Below are 22,947 nucleotides of genomic sequence, written 5' to 3' on the forward strand. Positions count from 1 at the left end.
TCCTTTTTTCATCGAGAGTTCAATCAAAATTATGAACAGCTCATTCAGATAGACTTAGAAAATAGGCCGCTTTATGACTCGCGAAATTCAGCGGCTTTCAGATTCTGGCGTCGGTGCTCGTATACTTCTTTTACCTCTTCGATGCAGTCCATTAGTTCGCTAAGTTTCGGTAACGCTTTGTTTTCCGACGAGCCGATCTTTCCAAATTGCGGATTTTTATCAAGCTCAAGGGCTACGGCGATGCGCTGCCCCCAAGTTCTGGGGAATGGGGCGATGGAAAGATCATCGGTATGGACTCGAGTGATAGAAATGTGCGCATTGCAGTAAGGCTGTTTCAGCATCAGGTCTAATGAAATTCCGCCCTCAATGGAGAAAGCGTTTACTGTGCACTCAGGCATGTTTCGGCAAAGGGAAACAATGAACCAAAGAACCAGGGTTTCGTCCTGAAGAAACACGGTATTAGCGGGACCAACTTCTTCATATACCCGAAGGCTTACCATGAATTGGGTTTGCTCGCCGATGTGTTTGCCGTTGTCATAAAACTCGGGGTAGAAATTGGACAAGATTCTTCGGATGTCTCGCCCCAATGCGTGCTTTGGCCATTGCGTCATGGGCCGCCAGATATAACCAGTGGTCTGACTGTAATGAAGCTCTTTCAGCACAAACTCTACGAATTGTTCGCCACTGTTGCGGATAGGGATTTGGAGAGAGCCTTCTTTACTGTCTGGCGAAATAGACCAAGAGGGGATGGGGCCGGTAGGAAACTCTGGTAGGCGGCCCCCAGTCATGTCCTTGACTGGAACGGGGCGCTCGCAGTCAATGTAATCCTTAATGAAGGGAACGACTTCGGAGTCCTTGTTGAAGAGATGTTGCTGAGGTCTGCCTTCGTCGATACCCGGGTGCTGCACTTCACAAAAGAAAGGCGAGAACAATTCATCTCTTTCCAACCCCTGCAGATGCTTCACCGTAACGCCCAGAAACTCAGCTATCTTCTCTGCGGTTGTCTTAAGACAGGTTCCCCGCTTTTCGAGTCGATGATAGGCCTCACGAGAGATCCCTACCCTTTCTGCAACCGCTTCCTGAGATAGGCTGCCCCGTGTTTCTTTGAGGATGGTTGTGTCGAGTTCGATGTCCCTGGCCATTGTTTTGCTCCTGCCTTGGTAAGTAGATGAGCGGAGCATGCACTCCACATACATCACATTCAAGATCACATATGTGATGTATGATGTCGTGTGGTTGGATTTTATGCAGGGCTGCTGGACTGTTATTGGTTGATAAGTGGTTCGACGCTTTAGTTGCTAGCCTGCTGTCGATGGTGTGTGGATTGGGTGGTTTCGCCTGCAGGCAGGCTCCTACGGCGAATGTGGCTAGCCTTGTTGGTTTGCTGTGGGAGCGGTGGTTCCATCGCGATGGGTTTTGGCCTCGTTGGGGCTCGGATCGCGGTCGAACGACCGCTCCCACAAAATGTTGCCGTGGTGTGTGGTTCGCCCCTCGAGAGGGGCTCCTACAGTTAGTGGAGATTGGCTTACGCCAATTTCCATCCTACGGGATTTGGATGGTTTCCTGGTCGAGGGCGTTGTGGGTTTGTCTTAGGGCGGGGAGCAGGGTGGTGTCGGTGTAGGGGCAGCCGGTGGTGCCGGGGTCGGTTTGGGCGGTTTTTCCGGTTTGTTTTGGGGTGTGGCCGCCGCCGGTGTTTAGGATTTTCAGCATGGGTTGGTAGCCCGGTTGCCAGGCTTGCAGGTTGGGCAGGCTGTTTCTTAGTGCTTTGAGGATGCCCATGCCGGCGAAGTCCAGGTCGCCCCAGAAGTGGCATTCCGTTTGTTCATCTAGCCCCATATTTATAAAAAGTGCTTTGAACCGCTCCGGGTCGCTGCCGGGGAGGAAGGCGAAGCGGGTGTGTTCGCTGCTGAGGCGGGTGGCGCTGGCGCGGAAGCCGCCGCTGTAGAGCAGGGCGTAGTCTTTGGGTGGGTTGTCTACCAGGCGCAGGAAGCTGTCCTGGTTTTCGACGATGAGTAGTTTGCGGAAGCCGGGTGGGGCCCAGGCGGTGAGCAGCAGTGGCCGGGGTTGGATGCCGTTGGCGTTGTCGCCGTAGAGTTTGAGCAGTAGTTCGAAGCGGTTATCCAGCGCCTTTGAGTCGCCGTTGAAACAGCGGGCGGCGATTTCTCTGAGTGTCAGGTTTTGGTTCAGGTAGGGATCGATGTTGGCGAAGGCGCGGACGATCTCAGCGGGGGTGAGGCCGGGAATCTGTGGCTTTTGATTCAGCAGGGCTTCGCCGTTGTCGATGAAGGTGTCTGCGTGTTGGTTGATGGCCTGTTGCCATGCCTGTGCCACCGGGTCTTGTTTGGGGCGGTTCAGCCACTCTCTTAATAGCGCTTCGCAGTCCGGGTTCAGGCGGCACTGGGCGTTTTCGTAGGGCTCTTGAAAAGCGCTGCGTTTTTTGTCGAGAACGATTTCGAAGAGGCCGTGGTCGCGGGCAATGTGTTGCAGCAGTTGCCAGCGGCTCTGGGTGTCTTCGTTGAAGTCGTAGAGCGCTGGCAGTTTGTGCTTGTTGATGCGGCGGGTGATGGCGCGTTGCGATGGCTCGCCATCACGGTTATCCAGCTTGTCCAAAAACCAGCCTAACCACTTCGCCAGCCACGGCTCGTCCTTGAGCCAGATGGGCGTGGTCATGGGCTGATCTCATCCATAAAGTCCAGCGCCCCCTGCTGGCGGATCACCCTTCTGTGTTGCTCCCACAGTTCGCTGATGCGTTCCTGGTTGAGCTGCTGTCTGTCTACCAGTACCCGGGTGTTGAGTTCGCCGACGGCGATGGGGCTGGGGACTTTGCTGAATACGAACTGGTTGCTGATCAGGTCCAGGAAGGGGCCGGCTTTGCTGGTGGGCATGATGAAGATGAGTTGTAGCCCCAGGGTGTTGGTGAGGTAGTTGATGACGCTCTTGGAGCGGCTTTCGTCCATGTGCATGAAGGCTTCGTCGACGATGACCATGCGCAGGTGGCTGTCGCCTTCGTTGAAGCGGAAGGCGCTGGTGATGGCGGCGGCGCGGATGATGTAGGCCGGGGTTTCCAGTTGCCCGCCGGAGCCGGTGCCGTACTGGCTGAGGCTGATGGGCTGTTTGCCCTGCGGGTGTTTGAGGATGTCGTACTGGCGGTAGCGGCGGTAGTCGCTGATGCGTTCCAGTTCGCGCAGGGCCTGTTGTTCGTCACCGTCCAGCAGCAGGTTGAGCAGGCGGTCGCGTACCGCTTCTGCCTTGGCGGACAGTGGCGTGTCGAACAGGCTGGTGCCGTCGCCCAGGTTGGGAATGTCGATGACTTCCTTGAAGAAGTTCCAGTATTCCTTGTATTCCGGTATCCACTGCCATTCAAACGAAAAGCGCTCGCGGTCGGCGCCGAACTGGTGGTGTTCCAGTTCGCTGTTGAGGCTCTTGAGGATGCGCTCGCCGTCCTGGATGGCCTGGTGGATCTGGCTGCACAGGTCGCTGACGAAGGTGGTGTTGAAGGTGTCGCGCAGGCTGGTGAGTTTTTCCTGCTTTTCCAGCAGCACGTTATTGCGCAACCGGTTGTGCAGGTTGTCCAGTTGCTGGTGCAGGCTTTGCACGTGGCCGAAGAACGGGGCGCTGTGCAGGGCGTCGGCGCTGTCTGCCAGGATCTGGTCGGCGGGTTGGGCCTGCTGGTTGTACTGGTTGAGGGTTTTCTCCAGCGCCACGGCGGTTTTGGTGAGCTGCTCGGTGAGCGCGGTTTCTTCGGCGATAAAGTCGATGTCGCCGTGGGCGTTTTGCAGCCGTTCATCCATGGCGGCGATGCGCGGTTCCACATCCAGGCCCGGCCAGTACTTTGTGCAGCCGTGCAGGTTGGCTTCGGCCTCGTCCTGCTTTTCCTGAAACTGTTCGCTCTGGTCGGCCAGGGTGGTGATGGTCTTGCTGCAGGCGCTGAGTTTTTCGCTGAGCTTGCCGTTCTCTTCGGTGAGCTGCTTCTGTTTGGCTTCCAGTTCCTGATGCAGGGTTTTGGCCTGTTGCTGCTTTTCTTCCAGCTCTTCGTGATCGCTCAGGTCCAGAGTTTCCAGGGCCTTTTCGGTTTCCTGTAACTGGCGCTGTGCATCGAGCAACTGGGTGGCGGCGTTGACCCAGTGCAGGGGCTGGAAGGTTTTTACCTGGGTGTGCAGTTGGCGCACGGCCTGATAATCGTCGGCGGCGCGCTGGTAGTTTTCCTGTAGTTCCAAGAGCGCGTTGCGCTGGGCGTGCAGGTTGCGTTCGCGGGCGGCTTCGCCGAATACCAGATCGCTGTCCGGCAGGTCGCAGCGGAACATGGCGTAACCACCGGAACCGAGGCCATCGGCGGTGATGCCGCGCCGGGTGCGGCGCAAGGCATCGGTGTCTTCCACACAGACCACGCTGCCGTACGAGGCTTTCAGGTAATGCTCGGCGGTGCGGTGGCTGAAGCGCAGGGCGTGGAACAGGGAGTCGTCGGGCAGCTGCACCCGTTCTGCATCGCGGCGGGCCTGTTCGCCCTGAATCACGCGGGCGCGGTTGCGTTGTTTGCCGCTGAGGCGGCGGACGATGCGGATGGCTTCGGCTTCATGGTCGGGTTCCACCAGAATGCCGAAGCGGGCACCGCCGATGTAGCCTTCGATGGCCATCTGCCAGTCCGGGTTCTGCACTTCCACGTGGTCGCACAGCACGCGCGGTTCTGCCTGGGGGCATTCCTGGCGGATGGCGTGGATGGCGATTTCCACATCCTGCGGGTAGTTGACCCGCTTGGATTCCAGGTTGCGGATCTGTTGTTCGATTTTCTTTTGCTGCTGGTCCAGGGTTTCCAGGGCCTGGCCGCGCTTGCTGACGATGCGGTCCAGCCGTTGCGCCACGGAGAGTGCTTCCTGGCCGGGTTTGTCTTCCCGTTCGCTGTGCAGTTGTTCGGCCAGCTGGTTGTGCAGCTGCTGTTCGCTGCGCACCCGGGTGAGGCCGTCTTCCAGCGGGGACAGGTCGATCCAGTCCCGGGCCAGCATCTGGTTAAGGTCCGGCAGGGCGTTGCTCTGTTCGGCCAGTAGCGCCTTGCTGGTGCTGCGCCAGTGTTTGCTGGCGAAGCTGGGCAGTTCCAGTTCGATGCTGTGGCGGGCCAGCAGGCCCTGGATGTTGCGCAGGGCTTCCAGGTTGGCGTTGCGCTGCTGATCCTGTTCCAGCAGTGGGCGGGCGCCGTCCTGCAGTTGTCTGGTGAGCTGGTCGCGCTGGCTTTCCAGTTGCTGTTTGTCGCGCAGGGCGGGGATGCCGAGGATGCGCGCCTGTAGCTCCACCAGTTCCGCGTGGGCCTGGTCGAGGCGTTGCTGTACCTGCTCGGCTTCTTCGCGGTTGCCTTCCTGTTGTTGTCTGAGGCTGTTCTGTTCTTCTTTCTTTTCCAGATACTGTTTCTGGTTGCGCTGGAATTGTTGTGCGGCGGCGCCGTAGGCCTGGGTGGTGCGTTCCAGCCAGGTGTCCAGGTAGGTGTCGGTGTGGCTTTGTGCCTGGGCGAGCAGGTTGACGTTCTGCTGCAGTTGTTCGGCTTCTTCGGCCATGCCGTGGACGGTCCGCATAAGGTCGCGGATGCGGCGCAGGGTGTCGCCCATGTCGTGGGGTTCGAGCACTTCGCTGGCGACGAACTGGTTGATGGATTCCACCGGTTTGTAGGCCATGAAACGGGCGAAGGTGCGGGCGGCGTTCTTGGCTTCCTGTTGGGAGACCGCATCGCGCTTGCCGCGCAGGGCACCGTACAGGCGCGCCAGGTACTGGCCCTTCTTGTCGTAGGTTTCCACGTTTTTCTTGCCGAACTGCTGGCGCAGCTGGTTGGCGATCTCGGTGATCGGCACCGTGGCTTTTTCGCCGCCGTATTCGCGTACGAAGTGGGACAGGTTGAGCATTTCTCCGGGGACGATCATCAGCAGCAGTTCCTGCTGCCGGGCCTGGCTGGTGCTGCCGGCCTTGTCCAGGTGGGCGCGCACGCCGATGACGGCGGTGAAGGGTTCGGCGGTTTCGCCTTTGGTGGGGTGGAACACCCCGGCGATGTAGCCGTCGCTGTCGTACGGTCGGGCGTAGGCGCCGTCGTCACAGCCGAGCACGTAGGAGGCCAGGGTGCGCACCTGTTTGCCGCCACGGCCGCGCTGGGTGGTTTCGTCCTGCCCCGGGTTGTAGTTGAACAGGTTGTCGTGGGCGGCGGTCATCAGGGTTTGCAGGGCGTCGGCGGCGGTGGTCTTGCCGGAGCCGTTACCGCCGGAGAACAGGTTCACCGGGCCGTATTCCAGTTCGCCGGGGGGCAGGTTGCCCCAGTTGACGGTGATGGAGCGTTTTAAATACATGGGTGGACCTGTTGGTAAGAGCAGTTTCGAGTTGCGAGTGTCGAGTGGCGAAAAGCGGTTTTTTCGCGGTGGAACCACCGCTCCCACGGTTGGGTGTTTGGTTTTATGTGGGAGCTAGCTTGCTGGCGATGGGGTGAAGAATCGCGTGCAGGCACGCTCCCACAGAGGGAATCGCCTGCGGGCAGGCTCCTACGGGTGAGAGGAGTGGCGGTCATTCTTGCTCCTCTTCGATATCGTCTTCGGCGTCGTCGTTGCTGGCTGGGCGTGCGCCTTCGCCGAGGAGTTGGGAGAGGACGGTGTCGGTGACCAGGCTGGTGATGTCCGGGCGGATGGTGAGCCAGGTTTCGTTGTCTTCCAGGCTGTTGTCGCCGTCGCTGCGGATCAGGCGCAGTTGGCGCATGCGGCGGAACAGGGCGTCGCGTTCGGTGCGGCCTTCCGGGAGCGGGCGGCCGAGCAGGTTTTTGCTGGCCAGGTTGATGGCTTCCAGGGGCAGGGTGGCCTGGCCGTGTTCGTCGATCTGGCCGTCGCGCAGGGATTTGTCGTATTCGGCGCGCAGCACCAGGATCAGGGCCACTTCCTGCTGGCTGAGGCGGTTACGCAGGCCGCTGTTGAAGCCGTCGTCGGTGTCGGCTTCGCCGGGGACTTCGGCGCCGGGCGGGAACAGGCGCAGGGAGGTGAAGCGGCGTTCATGATGCAGGCGGATGTGCAGCACGCTCAGGTAGTCTTCCACCAGTTCGGGAATCTGCAGGTAGCGGTCGTAGAGTTCCGCTTCCTTTTTGCTTTCGCTGCGGCACAGCACGCCGTGATCCAGCAGGCGGATCATCAGTTCCGAGAATTGCGCTTGAGTGACGCCACGGGCGTTGAGGGCCTCACTCAGGGCGTGTTGTAGCGGTGCTTGGCTCATCGTGCTCCAGTTCCAGCAGGAAACCATCACGACGCACGAAGTAGTGCTCGTCGGTGATGGGGTCGGTGGGGGTAATGCGCAGGCGGAAGCCGTTGGCGGCGTGGTCGGCGCTGCCCAGTTCGATCACGTGGCTCAGGGCCAGCAGGTCGCGGGCGGTATTGATGGGCAGGTCGCGGTTGTCGATGCGGCGGCTGGCGCCGAGGGCATCGCGCAGGTAATCGCGCAGGGCGCCACCATTGATGTTGAAGGCCTTTTCCAGCAGCTGCTGGGTGGCCAGCTCGCGCAGGGTGGCGGCGTCCGGGTCGTCCAGTTCCACCATTCGGCTGTGCACCACCCGCTGGCTGCGCTGTTCGCGCAGGCGCACCTGGGCCGGGTCGATAAAGCCCAGGTGCAGGCTGGCGAGGGCATCGCCGGCTTGCTGCAGTCGTTGGTTGTAAGTGGCTTCATCCAGCTCGGACAGTTCCTTGCACAGGCCGACGATGTCGTTGTGCTTCTGGCTGTGCAGGTAGCTGAGCTGGCGGATGATGATGTCGGCCCGGCGGGTGAAGCCCTGCAGGGTGCGGCGCAGGGCGGGCAGCATGATTTCCGAGGCGTTGCGCATGCGCATCTCGATGCTGTCCAGCAGCTGGAACAGTACCGAGGCATCCTGGCTGACGATCAGGTCCGGGGCGAGCCGGCGCAGTTCTTCCTCTGCATTTTTTTTCCAGGCTTTCGGTTTGCGCTTGATCTGTTCGATGGTGTTCTGAATGCGGTCGCGGTGCTTTTCCACGCTGTCGGCGGACATGCGGATGGCCACGTCGGGCTGGAAACGTTTCTCCATGAAGTCGAAGAACTGGTCGCTGGCTTGCTGGACCAGTTGTTGTGATTCCACCTCTTTCACCAGTTCCCGTTTGCGTTCTTCCAGCTCGGCGATGATGTCGGTGAAGTCGGCGATGATGCGCTCGGAATGTTCGTGGGCGTCGAGCAGATCGTAGACCTCGCCGCGATCCACGAAGGCGGCCAGGGCATTGAGGGTATTGCGGGTGTTGCGGTGGCGGGTGCGCACGCTGCGCCCGTCCACTTCCGCCAGGGTCTGGGTGAACAGGCGGCCGGTACGGCTGAACGGGTAGGTGGACTGGAAGGAGGCTTCGTCCTTGTCCCGTTTCAGCCAGCCGTGTTCCACCAGCAGGTTGAGGATCCAGCCGGCCTGCTCGCGGTTGTTGCGAAAGCGGCCGCCGTCTTCGTCGCCGTCCAGCAGTGGCGCCCGTTCCAGGGCTTCGCTGAATACATCCAGCACTTGGTCACGCTTGAGCGATTCGCCGTAATCCGCCTTGGCGCTGTACAGCCGCTCGTGCAGCAGGCGCAGGCACTCGACCACCTGTTCGCGGTACTTGCCGGTGAGGGGCTTGAAGAATTGGGCGCGCTCGTCGCTGAAGAACATGGCTCGCTTTCGTTAGAGGTATGAGTGTCTGAGGCAATGGGCCATTTAATCAGGTTGGGCGGGGGCCTCCAAGGGGGAAGAGAGTGGCAAGTTGCAAGTTCCGGGAGACAAGGCGCGGGAGGGGGGCTTGGTGCCCTGGCGACCGTGCTTGTGTACGGGCCGGGAGCGTGAAAAGTTTGAAAATGTGCGTATTTACGGCGTTTTACGCCGTAAAAATTGACATTAGTAAACTTGCGGGGGTGCTGTGGTTTATGTTTTCATTTTTTTACGGCGCTTTCGCCGTTTACTCAAGGGCAAGTAAACCATGTCAGCGTCGGACTCTTCTGCTAACTGGCTTTCCGTGATCCCCCCAGGGCAGTTTGCCACGCGCCAGTGGGTGCTGGGGCAGGCGGTGTCGGTGCATGCGCTGGATAATGCGCTGAAGTCTCGAAAATTGGTGGCGTTGACCAGGGGCGTGGTTGCTCGTCCGGAGTGGCCGGTGAGCCGGGAGGGCGCGCTGGCTTCCATGAACCGGGTGCTGGCTGAGCCGGTCTGGCTGGGGGGGCTGTCTGCCCTGGCCGAAATGGGCCTGACGCACTATCTGGAAGGATCCAGTCGTGTGCATCTGTATTCCTCCGCTGCCAGGCCTTCGTGGCTGGCCCGCCTTCCTCTCGATCTGGATCTTCAGTGGCACGGTACGGCCAGACTCTGGGACATGAGGCAGTTGATGGCGGCTGGGAGCCTTCGGGAGCAGGCTCTTGACAAGGGTGTCTGGTTGCTGGCGTCACCAGAGCAGGCGTTTCTGGAGGCACTGTTGGATGTGCCAAAAGCAATGAGCTTTGAGCATGCAGACAACCTGATGCAGGGGTTGAGCAGCCTGTCGCCAAAGCGTCTGGATGCATTGCTGAAAGCCTGTCGGCATGTGCAGGTTAAGCGGCTCTTTTTCTTTTTTGCCGATCGTTATGACTACCCCTGGCGGAGAAGACTCAGCCCGGATGATTATGATCTAGGCAGCGGCAAGCGCCATATCGTGGCGGGCGGGATGTTGGATTCAACCTATCTGATTACTGTGCCGGAGGCGTTTCATGGACAGAGCTAGCCCTTATTACCGGCAGGTCCAGCTTCTGATCCGGGTCTTGCCGTTCGTGTTTCAGGAAGACTGCTTTGCGTTGAAAGGGGGAACAGCCATCAATCTCTTTGTGAGAGATTTTCCTCGCTTGTCAGTGGATATCGATCTGGTCTATCTACCTGATAAGGGCAGGGATGAAGCGTTGTCGGATATTCGGCGCGCGTTGGACACGGTGGCGGACAGTATTGTTGAGGCCCTTGAAGGGGTGACGGTGACGCGCAGTTATCAGGACAAATCCGATGCGCTGCGTTTGATTGTTTCTCAGGAGAAAGCGTCGGTCAAAATCGAGCTGTCTCCGGTGCTGAGAGGCACGGTTTACCCGCCGGAAACGCGTAGTGTGGTTGAAACGGTGGAGGATGAATTTGGCTTTGCCGAGGTGCCTGTGGTGGCGCTGGCAGACTTATATGCCGGTAAGTTGTGTGCGGCATTGGACAGGCAGCATCCCAGAGACTGGTTTGATGTGATGTTACTGGCCAGAAATGAGGGAGTGACAGAAGCCTTGCGCAAGGCCTTTCTGGTTTATCTGGTCAGTCATTCGAGGCCCATGGAGGAATTGCTGGCGCCAAATTGGAAAGAGCAGGGTGCCTTGTTCGAATCCGAGTTCCGCGGGATGGCGTTTGTTGCTGCGGAGTTGGCAGAGATGCAGGCTGCGGTTGAGGATGTGCTGGATGCGATTCTGGCAGGGCTGACGGAGGAAGAGAGGCGTTTTCTTTGCAGTATTTATGAAAGCGAACCTGACTGGTCGCTGCTGGGCTTGGAGGGCGTATCAAGCCTGCCTGCAGTGGGATGGAAACTGAGAAACGTGGCGCGGATGGACGCGGGTAAGCGTGCGGCATCGCTTGGCAAACTGAAGGAAGTTTTGGGAGGTGAGTAGGTTCGGGAAATGGCAGCTTCCCAGCAGACGAAGCGACACGCTCGGAGATGGTGGCGCGGTGGGGGAAAGCATGGTTTGCTGGAGGTCTGTCTGATCCGTGACCAACAGCGAGGGACGCATGCCCGGTTCGACTTCACCTACCTCCTCTGCATTGACTCCTGAACAGCTCTATCGGCCTGTGTCTGAACAGGCGTTGGGGTTTACCGATACCCGTGAGTTACCCGATGTGCTGGACCCCATTGGCCAGGATCGGGCCATGCAGGCGCTGCGGGTAGCGACCGGTGTGCAGGCGCGGGGCTTCAATGCCTTTGTGATGGCGCCGGAGGGAGCGGCCCGGGATCGGGTGGTGCTGGAGTATCTTGAGCACAAGGCCCGGGAGGCCCAGGTGCCGCCGGATCTCTGCTATGTCTTCAATTTCGATCATCCGGAACAGCCGCGCCTGCTGCATTTCACCGCCGGTGATGGCGGCCGTTTTGCCCAGGATATGGAACAGCTCCAGGCGGAGCTGGCGGATGCCATTCCGGCGGCCTTTGAGAGTGATGAGTACAAGTCGCGGGTGGAGGAGCTGGAGCAGGCGCACCAGCAGCGCCAGGATCTGGCCATCGAGGATCTGCAGCGCCAGGCGGATGAGAAGGATGTGGTGCTTAACCGTACCGATACCGGGTTCACGCTCACCCCGCGCCATGACGGCGAGGTGCTGGATCAGGACACCTTTGATGCCCTGCCGGACAAGGAGCGTGAGCGGATTTCCGCAGAGATCGAGCGGCTTGAGCAATTCCTCAACGAAATGATCGAGCGGTTCCCGGTGTGGCGCAAGGAACTGCGCGACAAGCTTCGCGCCCTGAATGAGAAAACCGCCCTGCAGGTGGTGGAGCAGGTGCTGTGCGAGCCGAGGGAGGTCTACCGTGAGCATGAGGGAGCGGCAGCCCATCTTGAGGCCATTCGTCAGGACCTGACCAGCAACGTGGAGGCCTTTATCGGTTCGGCCCGCGAGGAGTCGCTGGCGGAGCAGATACTGGCGCGTTACCAGGCCAACCTGCTGGTGGACAACAGCACGCTCGATGGCGCGCCAGTGATTACCGAAGACTGGCCCAACGTGCAGCGCTTGCTCGGGCGGGTGATGCACCATGTGCAGGATGGGGCGCTGGTGACCAACTTCACCCTGATCCGGGCCGGGGCACTGCATCGGGCCAATGGCGGGTACCTGGTGCTGGATGCACACAAGATCCTGATGCAGCCGGTGGCCTGGGATGCCCTCAAGCGCAGCCTGTTCTCACGCTGCATCACGGTGGAATCCCTGGAGCAGATGGTCAGCATGGTGAGCACCATCACCCTGGAGCCGGAGCCGGCCCCACTGGACATCAAGGTGATTCTGGTGGGCGACCGGATCCTGTATTACCTGCTGGCCGCCTACGACCCGGAATTTTCCCAGCTGTTCAAGGTGCAGGCGGATTTTTCCGATGACATGCCGCGCAGCGCGGAAAGCGAAAAATTGTATGCGCATCTTCTTGCCACCCTGGGACGACGCTACGGGGCACGGCCATTGGACGCTGCGGCGGTGGCACGTCTGATCGAGTTCGCCAGCCGGGTGTCGGAAGACAGTGAGCAGCTGACATTGCATCTTCATCAGCTGGAAAACCTGATCATGGAGGCAAACTTCTGGGCGGGGGAAGAAAACGCAGAGACCATTCAACTCTCCCATGTGGTTCATGCCATAGATCAGTCCCGGGGGCGGGCCGGGCGGCTGCGCGAACGGATGCAGGAGCAGACCCTGCGCGAGATTATCGATATCAGTACCGACGGCGAGGCGGTGGGGCAGGTGAATGGGCTCACCGTGATCAGCCTGGGTGATGATGCCTTTGGTCGGCCGTCACGGATTTCCGCCACGGCCCGGTTGGGGACGGGGCGCGTGATCGATATTGAGCGCGAAGTGAAGCTGGGCGGTGCGGTGCATTCCAAGGCGGTGCTGATCCTGACGTCGTTTATCGGTGCACGTTATGCCGCCGAGGACAGGCTGGCGCTGTCGGCCAGCATCGCCTTTGAGCAGTCCTACGGTGGGGTAGAAGGAGACAGTGCCTCGGTGGCGGAAACCTGTGCCCTGCTGTCGGCCATCAGCGGCGTGCCTCTGCGTCAGAATGTCGCCGTCACCGGGTCCATGAATCAGCACGGCAAGGTGCAGGCGGTGGGTGGCATTAATGAAAAGATCGAAGGGTTCTTTGATCTCTGCAGCGCCCGTGGTCTGGCCGAGCGGCAGGGGGTGCTGATCCCGAAAAGCAATGTGGCGCACCTGATGCTGGATAGCCGGGTGGTGGAGGCCGTGAGCGAGGGGCGTTTCGAGATCCATGCCATCGAGCATGTGGATGATGCCATCGCGCTGCTGTTCGGGATGGAGGCTGGGGTAGCGGATGGCGAGGGAGGTTTTCCGGAGGGGTCTGTTAACGGGGTGGTTCAGCAACGTCTGCGTGCTTTTGCGCGGCACTGGCGTGAGCAAAAAGATGAGGGAGGAGCATAGCGAGCGGTAAATATGCCAAGGTGGTTCGCCCAGGCAAGCTGGGCTCCTACAGTCCATAAGTGCTGTGTAGGAGATTCAGCTTGCTGAGCGAAGGGTCGGGTTATTCGATGTTCTGGATTTGCTCGCGCATCTGCTCGATGAGCACTTTCAGTTCCACGGCGGCGGCGGTGGTTTCGCTGTCCACTGACTTGCTGGCCAGGGTGTTGGCTTCGCGGTTGAGCTCCTGCATGAGGAAGTCCAGGCGACGGCCGATGTGACCACCTTTCTTGACGATGCGGCGCACTTCGCTGACGTGGGTGACCAGGCGATCCAGCTCTTCGTCCACATCCATTTTCTGAGCCTGCATGACCAGTTCCTGCTCCAGGCGATCCGGATCCGGGGATTCCACCACGTCCTGGATGCGTTTGCGCAGGCGCTCGCGCTGGGCTTCCTTGATGCGCGGGATGGCCGCTTTGACGATCTCCACCTGGGTGCTGATGCCGTCGAGGCGGTCCTCAATCAGCTTGCCGAGCTGTTCGCCTTCGCGGGCGCGGGTATCGATGAGGGCCTTGAGGGCTTCATCCAGCAGGCTGAGCGCTTCTTTCTGCAGCCGCTCCACATCCAGTTCCTGGCTGCTGAGCACGCCGGGGTAGCGGAGCACTTCCATGGGGTTCACCTGGCCGGAATGCTGCACCAGATCGCCCACCCGGCGGGACACATCGGAAAGCTTTTTCACCAGGGCTTCGTTGAGTTCCAGCTCCACGTCGCTGTCGATCTGCTGGTAGCGCAGGGTGATTTCCACCTTGCCGCGGGCCAGGGCCTGACGGCACTTGTCGCGGGCACCGTTTTCCAGGGCGCGCAGGGTATCGGGCAGGCGCGGGCTGATCTCCAGGTAGCGATGGTTCACGGATTTGATCTCCCAGGCCAGGCTGAAGCCTTCCAGGTGACGGTCGGCGCGGGCAAAGGCGGTCATACTGCAGATCATGGGTGAACCTCGTTGTTGGCCATGGAATGGGGGCGCGCGGGCTTTCGCCGTAGGAGCCCTTGTGCTCGTCAGGGTATGCCTGCAGGCGAAAAGCTGTTACGAGTCACGAGGAGCGAGTTTCGAAAGGCAAAACCTGCTGGCGTGAGGGCCTGGTTTTCGCAACTCGTAACTCGATACTCGCTTCTGGTCCTGTTTTTCGCCTGCAGGCATACCCTGACGAGCACAAGGGCTCCTACGGAGTAATCACCGCGGGCGGTCTCTAGTCTAGTCGAGACTGGGGTGGGTGCAAGGAAGGCATTGTGGTCTGTGTTTGCTACAATGGCCCCCCTTTCGTTTTTCACTGTTTCAGGAGATCCCATGCGTCCTTCCGGTCGAGCTACTGATGAGCTGCGTGAACTGAGCTTTACCCGCAATTACACCGTTCATGCTGAGGGAAGTGTGCTGGTGGCGTTCGGGAATACCAAGGTGCTGTGCACTGCCTCCGTGGAGGAAGGCGTGCCGCGCTTTCTGAAGGGCAAGGGGCAGGGCTGGCTGACCGCGGAATACGGCATGCTGCCGCGTTCCACCCATACCCGTTCCGGTCGTGAAGCCTCCCGTGGCAAGCAGGGCGGTCGGACTCTGGAGATTCAGCGTCTGATTGGCCGCTCCCTGCGTGCCGCTGTGGACCTGAGCAAGCTGGGTGAACGGACCATTTATCTGGATTGTGACGTGCTTCAGGCAGACGGTGGTACCCGTACGGCCTCAATTTCGGGAGCCTGTGTGGCACTGGTGGATGCGTTTACCCATCTGCTGGAAACCAAGAAGATCAAGGATGACCCGCTGAATGGCCTGGTGGGTGCAGTCTCCGTGGGCGTCTACAAGGACACTCCGGTGCTGGACCTGGACTATGCCGAGGATTCCAATGCGGGCACCGACATGAATGTGGTCATGACCCAGCAAGGTGGCTTTATCGAGATCCAGGGCTCTGCGGAGGGTGCGCCCTTTACCCGTGAGCAGTCCGATACCCTGCTTGGCCTGGCCGAGAAGGGCATCAACGAGATCATCAAGGCACAACAAGACGCGCTGGGTTGGTAAGTCATGGGCATGAAGAACTACAAGAAGCATTTTCTGCGTTTCGCCCAGGAGCGTGAGGCGTTGAAGTTTGGCGAGTTCACGCTCAAGTCCGGTCGAGTGAGCCCGTATTTCTTCAATGCGGGGACGTTCAACACCGGTGAGGCGCTGGCGCGACTGGGTCGTTATTACGCGGATGCCATTGTGGCGTCCGGGATCCAGTTCGACATGCTGTTTGGCCCTGCCTACAAGGGCATCCCGCTGGTGGCGGCGGTGTCGGTGGCGCTGGCCGAGCACCATGGCATGGACCTGCCCTGGGCGTTCAATCGCAAGGAAGCCAAGGACCACGGTGAAGGCGGTTGGCTGGTGGGTGCCCCCTTGCAGGGGCGGGCACTGGTGATTGATGATGTGATTACGGCGGGGACGGCCATCCGTGAGGTAGCGGCCCTGTTCGAGAAGACCGAGGCGACCATGGCGGGGGTCATGGTGGCGCTGGATCGTCAGGAAAAGGGCAATGGGGAGCTTTCCGCGATTCAGGAAGTCGAAAAAACATTGGGGGTGCCGGTGGGTAGCATCGTCTGTATGGGCGATATTATCGATTGGCTGGAACAACAACCGGATAGCGACTCGCAAGTGGCGCAGATGCGCGCCTATCGGGAGCGCTACGGAGTGGAATAATAATGAAGAAACTTGTCCTGGTGCTGGCACTCGCCGTGTCGGCCCCGCTGTGGGCCCGGTCAGGAAAGCTGGCCAGTGAAGTGATGCCGCAAGGCGCTTACTTTCGACACGTCACCCCGGATGGGGTGGTGCATCTCAACCGTACGCTGAGCACCAACGCGATCCGTAACGGCTACCAGTTGCTGGACTCCCACGGTCGGGTGCTGGAAGAGGTGGAAGGGGTCAACCTGAACGACGAAGAGGCGCGCAAGTTGCGGATGGAGCGCGCCCGTCAGGCCCGTGAAGACAAGGAGCTTCTGCGTCTTTATGCCGGCCCGGATGATGCGGAGCGAGCGCGGGATCGCAAGATCGATGCACTGGAGCTGAGCATCAGCTATGAGGAAAACAATCTTGCCCAGCTGCAGATGAAGCTGGATGACGAGATTGCCACGGCAGCGCGCAGTGAGCAGGCCGGCAAGCCGGTACCGGACGGGGTGCAGGAAGCCATCGATCGTCTCAAGCGCCAGATCGGGAACTCCGAGGCCAAGCTGGCGGACTTTGATCGGGAGGTCAAGGACGTGAATGCGGAGTACACCCCGATTATCGAGCGCCTTACCGAGATTGAGAAAGGTAAGAAGTAGATAAAGGAAACGCTGCACGTAACATGCTTCACGCGGCACGCCCGCAGTGAAAGGTGAATGCAGCAGGAAGGAAAGAGGCCGCGCCCATGATTTGGGCGCGGCTTCTATGGCTCTGCTGGCGACAAACTTGCCGTCGCGTTGTTGCGTGAGGCGTGCTGCGTGAAGCGTCTCTTTACCTGAACAGGGTGGGGAGCAGCAGTTCCCACTGGGCGGGCCAGTCCTGACTGGGCTTTTGTTTGAAGCCGGAGCGGACGAATTGGGCGATGCGGCCTTCCACCACGGCCAGCAGCAGGTTGGCAGTAATGGTGGGGGTAGCAATGGTGCGCAGGCCCTCCTTCATTTCGGCCTCGCGGAGTACCTGTTTGACCTGGTTTTCGACCCGATCGTAGAACTGTTGGATGCGCTGATGCAGCCGTTCGTTCTCGCCGGTGAGGGCATCGCCTGTGAGCAGTCGTGTGATGCCCGGGTTGCGTTCGGTGAAGGCCAGCATCAGGGTGAGGATCTGCTCTACCTGAGTGGCGGCATTCCCTTCTTCCGTGATGCGATTGATGCGCGAGAAGATGGCATCTTCGATAAAGCTGATCAGGCCTTCGAACATTTTCGCCTTGCTGGGAAAATGCCGGTACAGCGCCGCCTCGGAGACCCCCACTTCCCGTGCCAGCCCGGCGGTGGTGATCCGCCCCCCGGGGCCTGCTTCGAGCATGTGGGCGAGCGACTGCAGGATCTGCTCTTTACGCGACGGTTTTTTCTCGGTCATGAAATGTCGTTCCCGTTTTTTTAAGCTGCAAGCGACAAGCTTCACGTGGTAGTGCGAGTGTGGCTAGAGGTATATCACATGCCATGCCCGCGCCCAACGATCCCGGGCCTGTTGCTGCGGTTTATTTTGCGTGCTGTAGCGGCTCTTTGCCTGTCATCAAGCGGCAATCCCCTTTGCCGCGAATAAAAGCTCCAAGCTGCAAGCCTCAAGCTACAAGGCGCGGGGCGGGTGTTTCATTTTTCCGCCGATCTGCCCGCGTCCGAACCTTTGTTCGCGGGCAGTGATCGTATCGAGCCGGGGTCCTTTTCCGCGTTGTAGCTTGAGGCTTGCAGCTGGTCGTTCCTCACAGCTGACAGCTCGTGGCTGGCAGCTGCTTTTTCAATCCTTGCTGATCAGTGTGCCGATACCCTTGTCCGTCAGGATTTCCAACAGAACTGCGTGGGACACCCGGCCATCGATGATGTGTGAGGTGTGGACGCCGTTTTCTACTGCTTCCAGGGCGCAGGCGATCTTGGGCAGCATGCCGCCGTGGATGGTGCCGTCTTTGATCAGCTCGTTGACGCGGTCCGCGCTCAAGCCAGTAAGTACCTTGCCCTGCTTGTCTTTCAGACCGGCCACGTTGGTCAGCAGGATCAGCTTTTCGGCACGCAGGACTTCGGCAACTTTGCCGGCGACCAGGTCAGCATTGATGTTGTAGCTGACGCCGTCATCGTCCACACCGATGGGGGCAATGACCGGGATGAAGTCGCTGCCGGCAAACAGATCGATCACGCGGGTATCAATCCCCTGTACTTCGCCCACGTGACCGATGTCGATAATCTCGGATGTCTTCAGGGCCGGGTTGTTTTCGTCCTGGGCATTGAGCAGCATCTTGCGGGCCTTGATCAGGCGTCCGTCCTTGCCGGTGAGGCCGATGGCCTGGCCGCCGTTGTGCTGAATCAGATTGACGATGTCCTTGTTGACCAGACCACCCAGCACCATCTGCACCACATCCATGGTTTCGCGATCGGTGACGCGCATGCCCTGGATGAATTTGGATTCCTTGCCGAGACGTTCCAGCAGGCTGCCGATCTGCGGGCCGCCGCCATGGACGATGACTGGATTGATGCCCACCTGTTTCATCATCACCACGTCACGGGCGAAGCTGTTTTTCAGCTCCTCGTTTTCCATGGCGTTGCCGCCGTATTTGATGACAACGGTGGTGCCGGCGAAACGCTGGATATAGGGCAGCGCCTCGATCAGAACGCGGGCAATGTCATGCGCGCTGGTGGTGTCCATTGGTGCTCCTGGAAATGTTGGGTTCAGCAAGTTTCAAGATGCAAGTTTCAACGGGGGCGATTTTTGTCGCAATTGATACCGATTAATTCCGCGCCGAAACCGTGTGCGCGAACAGGGGGGACGTTATGAGGTGCCCCGGCGCGCTTTGCAACTTGAAACTTGCTCCTTGCAACTGATGTTCGCAATTCTACCTCAAAACGGAACCTTTAGGCTCTCGTCCACCGCCTTGAGCTGGTTGCGGAACAGGGTCTTCATGCGCTGTAGCGCTTCCTCGTCACGGCCTTCGAACCGGGCCACCAGGGAGGCGGTGGTGTTTGAGGCGCGGATCAGTCCCCAGCCATCCGGGTAGTCCACCCGCAGGCCATCGATGGTGGTGGGGCGGCCGCCGGTGAATTGCTCGGCTCGAGCGCTGAGTGCATCCACCAGATTGAATTTTTTCTCTTCATCCACATCGATGTACAACGCGGGTGTGGTGAGACCGGTTTTCAATTCGTTGAACACCTCGCTGGCGGGGTCGTCCAGCAGGGACAGGATTTCCAGAAGGCGAGCGCCAGCGTAGATGCCGTCGTCACAACCAAACCAGCGATCCGCGAAGAAAATGTGGCCACTGATTTCGCCGGCCAGGGGCGCACCGGTTTCTTTCATCTTGGCCTTGATCAGCGAGTGGCCGGTCTTGTACATCAGTGGCCGCCCGCCGCTTTTGCGGATCACGGCTGGCAGGGCGCGGGTACATTTCACGTCGAACAGAATATCGGCGCCGGGAGAGCGACTCAGCACGTCGCGGGCAAACAGCATCATCAGCCGGTCTGGCCAGATAATTTCGCCGCGATTGGTGACCACCGCCACGCGGTCGCCGTCGCCATCGAAAGCGAGACCAAGATCCAGCTTCTCGGTGTCCACCAGGCGAATCAGGTCTGCCAGGTTATCCGGGTTGCCAGGGTCGGGTGCGTGGTTAGGGAAGTTGCCGTCGATCTCGGTGTACAGGGCGGACACTTCGCAGCCCAGTTGAGTGAAGAGCTTGGGTGCCAGTTCGCCGCTGGCACCGTTGCCGCAGTCGATGCCGATCTTCAGAGGCCTGGCCAATACGATGTCGTTGACCATGTCGCTCAGGTAACGCTCGGAGATATCCAGTTCCTGTTCGCGGCCCTGGCCTTCATTGAAGTCGCGCCTGGCGATGCGGGTCTTGATGTTCTGGATGCGATCGCCATGGAGGGTGTCACCATTGATGACGATCTTCATGCCGTTGTGGGTGGGCGGGTTATGGCTGCCGGTGACCATGACGCCGCTGCGGGTTTCCAGTACTTCGGTGGCGTAATACAGCAGCGGACTGGGCACCAGACCCAGGTTGATCACATCGCGGCCTGACTCGGTCAGACCCTTGATCAGGGAGCGGGTCAGCTCGGGACTGGAGAGGCGTCCGTCGCGGGCCACAATAACGGTTTGCTGGCCGGCCTCACTGGCTTCGGTGCCGATGGCGCGGCCGAGCAGGTAGGCCCCTTGGGCAGTCAGGGTCACCCCGGCTACGCCGCGTATATCGTAGGCGCGAAAGATCTCAGCCGGGAGGCTTTCGCCCTTGCTGTTGTCGACCAGCAAAATACCATCGTCGTCATTGTCTTCCACCACCATGGCGTCACTGGTCTGGGCTTTGCTGGTGGTGACGGTGGTGGTGCTGCGTAGCTTGTCAGCGGTCTTGGCCTGGGCGTCGGTGACAGAACAGAAAAAACCAAAATGGAAGCGGTTGCGGGCGGTGACACCGGGCTGGCGGGCCAGCTCTTCGCTGTAGCGAATCAGCTCAGCGGCATCCTGGCGCAGAGACCGCACCAGGAGCCGGTTAACCAGCACGGTGGCAATCAACAGGGCGGCCAGTGACAGGCCCAGAGCGCCACCGGCCAGTAGAGTCAGGTTGCTGGTCGGGGCAGGCAAGGTAAAGCTTGCGGATACGGCACCCGCGGAGGCCGTGGCGGAGGCGCCATTGGCTTGCTGGCTATTGCTGAAGATAACGGTGCCACCATGTTTGATGGTGACCTGAGTGCCCGCAGGAATGCTGGCCTGGATCAGTGTGCTCAGCGAGGCCAGGGAGCGGGTCAGCAGCAGGATGCCGGTGTTGTTTTTGGAGGGCTGGGCGATGACCAGTTCCGGTGGGGTGCCGGCTATCATCACCGGTGCCGGTTGCTGGCCCAGGCGGATCTGCTTGATCAGCTCCTGTGCGGTGTAGCTCAGGGCGTCGGTATTGCTGTTGCGTCCGGGCAAAAGGGTCAGCGTGGCATCAGACAGCCACAGATGCGCAGAGGCATTGAAACTGGCCACGTTGCCGCTACTGAGTGCGGCCTCCACGTCCGGGCGCTCGCCGAGTAGGGACAGTTGCTGGCGGGTGTCGCTCAGATAGCTATTCACCTGCTGGGCCAGAGCGCCGGCCACCATGGTGGCCTGGTTCTGCTGTTGCTGCTGCAGCTCGGTGCTGTTCAGCCAGGTATAGAGGGTGGCAACGCTACCGATCACCGCCAGCATGCCGGTGAGCATCAAGGGAAGCAGTTGTTTCATGGCGGTGGCCGAGAGCTTCTCGGTGGCGCCTGCGTTGACCTTTTTCCCCATATCCCCCTCCGAAAGCTGCTATTGGTATCTGTTTTATTGTCGACCGCTGTGCCCGAACCCGCCGCTGCCACGCTCGGTACCAGTGAAAGTATCCACCTGTTCCAGCTGTACTTGCATGACCGGCACAATCACCAGCTGGGCGATACGCTCACCGGGTTCGATAGTGAAAGGCTGCTGTCCACGATTCCAGCAGGACACCATCAGTTCGCCCTGGTAGTCGGAATCGATCAGGCCAACCAGGTTGCCGAGTACGATGCCGTGTTTATGGCCGAGGCCGGAGCGTGGCAGGATCATGCCGGCATAGCCCGGGTCGCTGATATAGATGGCCATGCCGGTGGGCAGCAGCTGGGTGTCGCCCGGTGCCAGCGTCAGCGGTTCCTTGACCATGGCACGCAGGTCAAGACCGGCAGAGCCTTCGGTGGCGTAATGAGGCAGCGGGATGTTATCCCCCAGACGGGGATCAAGTACGCGGTACTGCAGTTTCATGGATCAGTTCCTGATTGCCGGACGCTCGACGCTTGAAGCCTGACGCAAAAAACGACGCTTGCCCGAACGGTTATGGGGTTGTGTCACCGGCTTTGCAGTTGCAACCCACTATTAAATACGAAGTGCCGGATTCCAGAGACTCTATGTTTTGGCGTAAGGCATCCGGCGTCCGGCATCTAGCATCAATCCTTATACCTGATCGCGATCAACTCGATCAGCTGTTTGGCGATTTGTGCCTTTGAGGCCAGCGGCAGCACTTTGTGGCCGCCGGGCCAGATCACGGTGAGGGCATTGTTGTCGCTGTTGAAGCCCACATTGCTGCCAGACACGTCGTTGGTGGCGATCATGTCCAGTTTCTTGTTGACCAGCTTGCCCTGGGCGTAGGCCATCACGTCCTGGGTTTCGGCGGCGAAACCCACGGTGAAGGGACGTTTGTCGTGTTCGGCCACGGAGGCCACGATGTCCGGATTTTTGACCAGAGTGAGGTGAATTTCCTCGGTGGATTTCTTGATCTTGTGATCGGCGGTGACGGTGGGGCGATAGTCCGCCACGGCGGCGGTGGCGATAAATACATCGCACCCTTCCGCGACCACCTCCATGCACGCCTCGAACATATCCACGGCGCGAGTCACATCAATCCGGGTTACCCGGTTGGGGGTGGGAAGATTGACCGGACCGGCAATCAGGGTGACGCGGGCTCCGGCTTCCGCGGCCGCTTCTGCCAGGGCGAAGCCCATCTTGCCGGAGCTTTTGTTGGTGATGTAACGCACCGGGTCAATGGCTTCCCGGGTGGGGCCGGCGGTGATCACCACGTGCTTGCCCGTGAGTAGCTCGTAATCAAAGACATCGGCGGCCTGCTCGATGATTTCCATCGGTTCCAGCATGCGTCCGGCGCCCACGTCACCACAGGCCTGGCTGCCGGTGCCTGGACCGAACACGTGGACCCCTTTTTCCTGCAGCATGAGCAGGTTTTGCTGGGTGCTCTTGTCCGCCCACATCTGCTGGTTCATGGCCGGTGCAATAGCAATGGGGGCGCCGGTGGCGAGACACAGGGTGTTGAGCAGGTCATTACCATGGCCGTGGGCCAGGCGGGCCATAAAGTTGGCCGAGGCGGGGGCGATCAGCACCAGGTCAGCCCAGCGTGCCAGCTCAATGTGCCCCATGGCGGCTTCGGCGGCCGGGTCCAGCAAGGTGGTGTGCACCGGGTTGCCTGACAGAGCCTGCATGGTCAGCGGGGTTATGAATTCGCAGGCGCCCTGGGTCATGACGACCCGAACCTGTGCACCAGCGTCCTGCAGGCGGCGCACCAGATCCGCCGCCTTGTAGGCAGCAATGCCGCCGGTGACGCCCAGCAGGATGCGTTTGTTAACCAGTCGTTGCATGC

At 60.0% G+C, this 22,947-nt stretch carries 17 protein-coding genes; 6 read left to right on the forward strand and 11 right to left on the reverse strand.

From position 1 onward, the window contains the following. Window positions 1–71 precede the first annotated feature (71 nt). The 5 genes from GFN93_RS03835 to GFN93_RS03855 form a co-directional block, all read right to left on the reverse strand. Complete coding sequence (locus GFN93_RS03835) at window positions 72–1,142, reverse strand: helix-turn-helix transcriptional regulator (RefSeq protein ID WP_194285740.1); 1,071 nt, start codon at window positions 1,140–1,142, stop codon at window positions 72–74. A gap of 400 nt (window positions 1,143–1,542) precedes the next feature. Next, window positions 1,543–2,670: a Wadjet anti-phage system protein JetD domain-containing protein gene (locus GFN93_RS03840; protein WP_153499079.1), complete on the reverse strand. Its 1,128-nt coding sequence runs from the start codon at window positions 2,668–2,670 to the stop codon at window positions 1,543–1,545. Then, complete coding sequence (locus GFN93_RS03845; protein WP_153499080.1) at window positions 2,667–6,320, reverse strand: ATP-binding protein; 3,654 nt, start codon at window positions 6,318–6,320, stop codon at window positions 2,667–2,669. Before GFN93_RS03845 ends, GFN93_RS03840 begins: the two co-directional genes overlap by 4 nt. A gap of 211 nt (window positions 6,321–6,531) precedes the next feature. Continuing rightward, window positions 6,532–7,224 (reverse strand): DUF4194 domain-containing protein, encoded by a 693-nt coding sequence (locus GFN93_RS03850; RefSeq protein ID WP_153499081.1) that lies wholly within the window; start codon window positions 7,222–7,224, stop codon window positions 6,532–6,534. Beyond that, a complete protein-coding gene (locus GFN93_RS03855; RefSeq protein ID WP_153499082.1) occupies window positions 7,190–8,644 on the reverse strand; it encodes a Wadjet anti-phage system protein JetA family protein in 1,455 nt (484 codons plus the stop codon). Before GFN93_RS03855 ends, GFN93_RS03850 begins: the two co-directional genes overlap by 35 nt. A gap of 304 nt (window positions 8,645–8,948) precedes the next feature. On the opposite strand from GFN93_RS03855, the gene GFN93_RS03860 reads away from it, so the two are divergent. The 3 genes from GFN93_RS03860 to GFN93_RS03870 all read left to right on the forward strand — a co-directional run bounded on the left by GFN93_RS03860 (window position 8,949) and on the right by GFN93_RS03870 (window position 13,138). Next, complete coding sequence (locus tag GFN93_RS03860; protein ID WP_153499083.1) at window positions 8,949–9,722, forward strand: type IV toxin-antitoxin system AbiEi family antitoxin; 774 nt, start codon at window positions 8,949–8,951, stop codon at window positions 9,720–9,722. Next, window positions 9,709–10,626 (forward strand): nucleotidyl transferase AbiEii/AbiGii toxin family protein, encoded by a 918-nt coding sequence (locus tag GFN93_RS03865; RefSeq protein WP_153499084.1) that lies wholly within the window; start codon window positions 9,709–9,711, stop codon window positions 10,624–10,626. The genes GFN93_RS03860 and GFN93_RS03865 overlap by 14 nt, the downstream gene beginning before the upstream one ends. Before the next feature lie 118 nt (window positions 10,627–10,744). Next, window positions 10,745–13,138 (forward strand): Lon protease family protein, encoded by a 2,394-nt coding sequence (locus GFN93_RS03870; RefSeq protein WP_153499085.1) that lies wholly within the window; start codon window positions 10,745–10,747, stop codon window positions 13,136–13,138. 100 nt (window positions 13,139–13,238) lie between these two features. On the opposite strand, the gene GFN93_RS03875 is transcribed toward GFN93_RS03870, so the two are convergent. Next, window positions 13,239–14,102 (reverse strand): YicC/YloC family endoribonuclease, encoded by an 864-nt coding sequence (locus tag GFN93_RS03875; protein ID WP_153499086.1) that lies wholly within the window; start codon window positions 14,100–14,102, stop codon window positions 13,239–13,241. Between the two features lie 357 nt (window positions 14,103–14,459). Between GFN93_RS03875 and rph the strand changes: the two genes are divergently transcribed. Genes rph through GFN93_RS03890 form a run of 3 tightly spaced genes read left to right on the forward strand, consistent with a single transcriptional unit; the run spans window position 14,460 to window position 16,450 of the window. Next, window positions 14,460–15,176, forward strand: a complete 717-nt coding sequence (gene rph, locus GFN93_RS03880; RefSeq protein ID WP_153499087.1) for a ribonuclease PH — start codon at window positions 14,460–14,462, stop codon at window positions 15,174–15,176. A 9-nt stretch (window positions 15,177–15,185) separates the two neighbouring features. Further along, the gene (gene pyrE / locus GFN93_RS03885; RefSeq protein ID WP_153499088.1) at window positions 15,186–15,830 is read left to right on the forward strand and encodes an orotate phosphoribosyltransferase; all 645 of its coding nucleotides are present in this window, start codon (window positions 15,186–15,188) and stop codon (window positions 15,828–15,830) included. Window positions 15,831–15,832: 2 nt separating this feature from the next. Continuing rightward, window positions 15,833–16,450 (forward strand): hypothetical protein, encoded by a 618-nt coding sequence (locus GFN93_RS03890; protein ID WP_153499089.1) that lies wholly within the window; start codon window positions 15,833–15,835, stop codon window positions 16,448–16,450. A 172-nt stretch (window positions 16,451–16,622) separates the two neighbouring features. Here GFN93_RS03890 and slmA read toward each other — a convergent pair whose 3' ends face one another. The 5 genes from slmA to coaBC form a co-directional block, all read right to left on the reverse strand. Further along, window positions 16,623–17,207 carry a nucleoid occlusion factor SlmA gene (gene slmA, locus GFN93_RS03895; protein WP_153499091.1) on the reverse strand — a complete coding sequence of 195 codons (585 nt, stop codon included), beginning with the start codon at window positions 17,205–17,207 and terminating at the stop codon, window positions 16,623–16,625. 378 nt (window positions 17,208–17,585) lie between these two features. After that, complete coding sequence (argB, locus tag GFN93_RS03900; RefSeq protein ID WP_153499093.1) at window positions 17,586–18,485, reverse strand: acetylglutamate kinase; 900 nt, start codon at window positions 18,483–18,485, stop codon at window positions 17,586–17,588. A 192-nt stretch (window positions 18,486–18,677) separates the two neighbouring features. Continuing rightward, the gene (locus tag GFN93_RS17530) at window positions 18,678–21,077 is read right to left on the reverse strand and encodes a phosphomannomutase/phosphoglucomutase (protein WP_328594215.1); all 2,400 of its coding nucleotides are present in this window, start codon (window positions 21,075–21,077) and stop codon (window positions 18,678–18,680) included. Between the two features lie 33 nt (window positions 21,078–21,110). After that, window positions 21,111–21,563, reverse strand: coding sequence for a dUTP diphosphatase (gene dut / locus GFN93_RS03910; RefSeq protein ID WP_153499094.1), 453 nt, complete (start codon window positions 21,561–21,563; stop codon window positions 21,111–21,113). Between the two features lie 182 nt (window positions 21,564–21,745). Continuing rightward, window positions 21,746–22,945 carry a bifunctional phosphopantothenoylcysteine decarboxylase/phosphopantothenate--cysteine ligase CoaBC gene (gene coaBC, locus GFN93_RS03915; protein WP_153499095.1) on the reverse strand — a complete coding sequence of 400 codons (1,200 nt, stop codon included), beginning with the start codon at window positions 22,943–22,945 and terminating at the stop codon, window positions 21,746–21,748. Window positions 22,946–22,947 lie beyond the last annotated feature (2 nt).

Origin of the sequence: Alcanivorax sediminis, assembly GCF_009601165.1 — a bacterium.
In the GTDB taxonomy this organism is placed as follows: Bacteria; Pseudomonadota; Gammaproteobacteria; order Pseudomonadales; family Alcanivoracaceae; genus Alcanivorax; species Alcanivorax sediminis.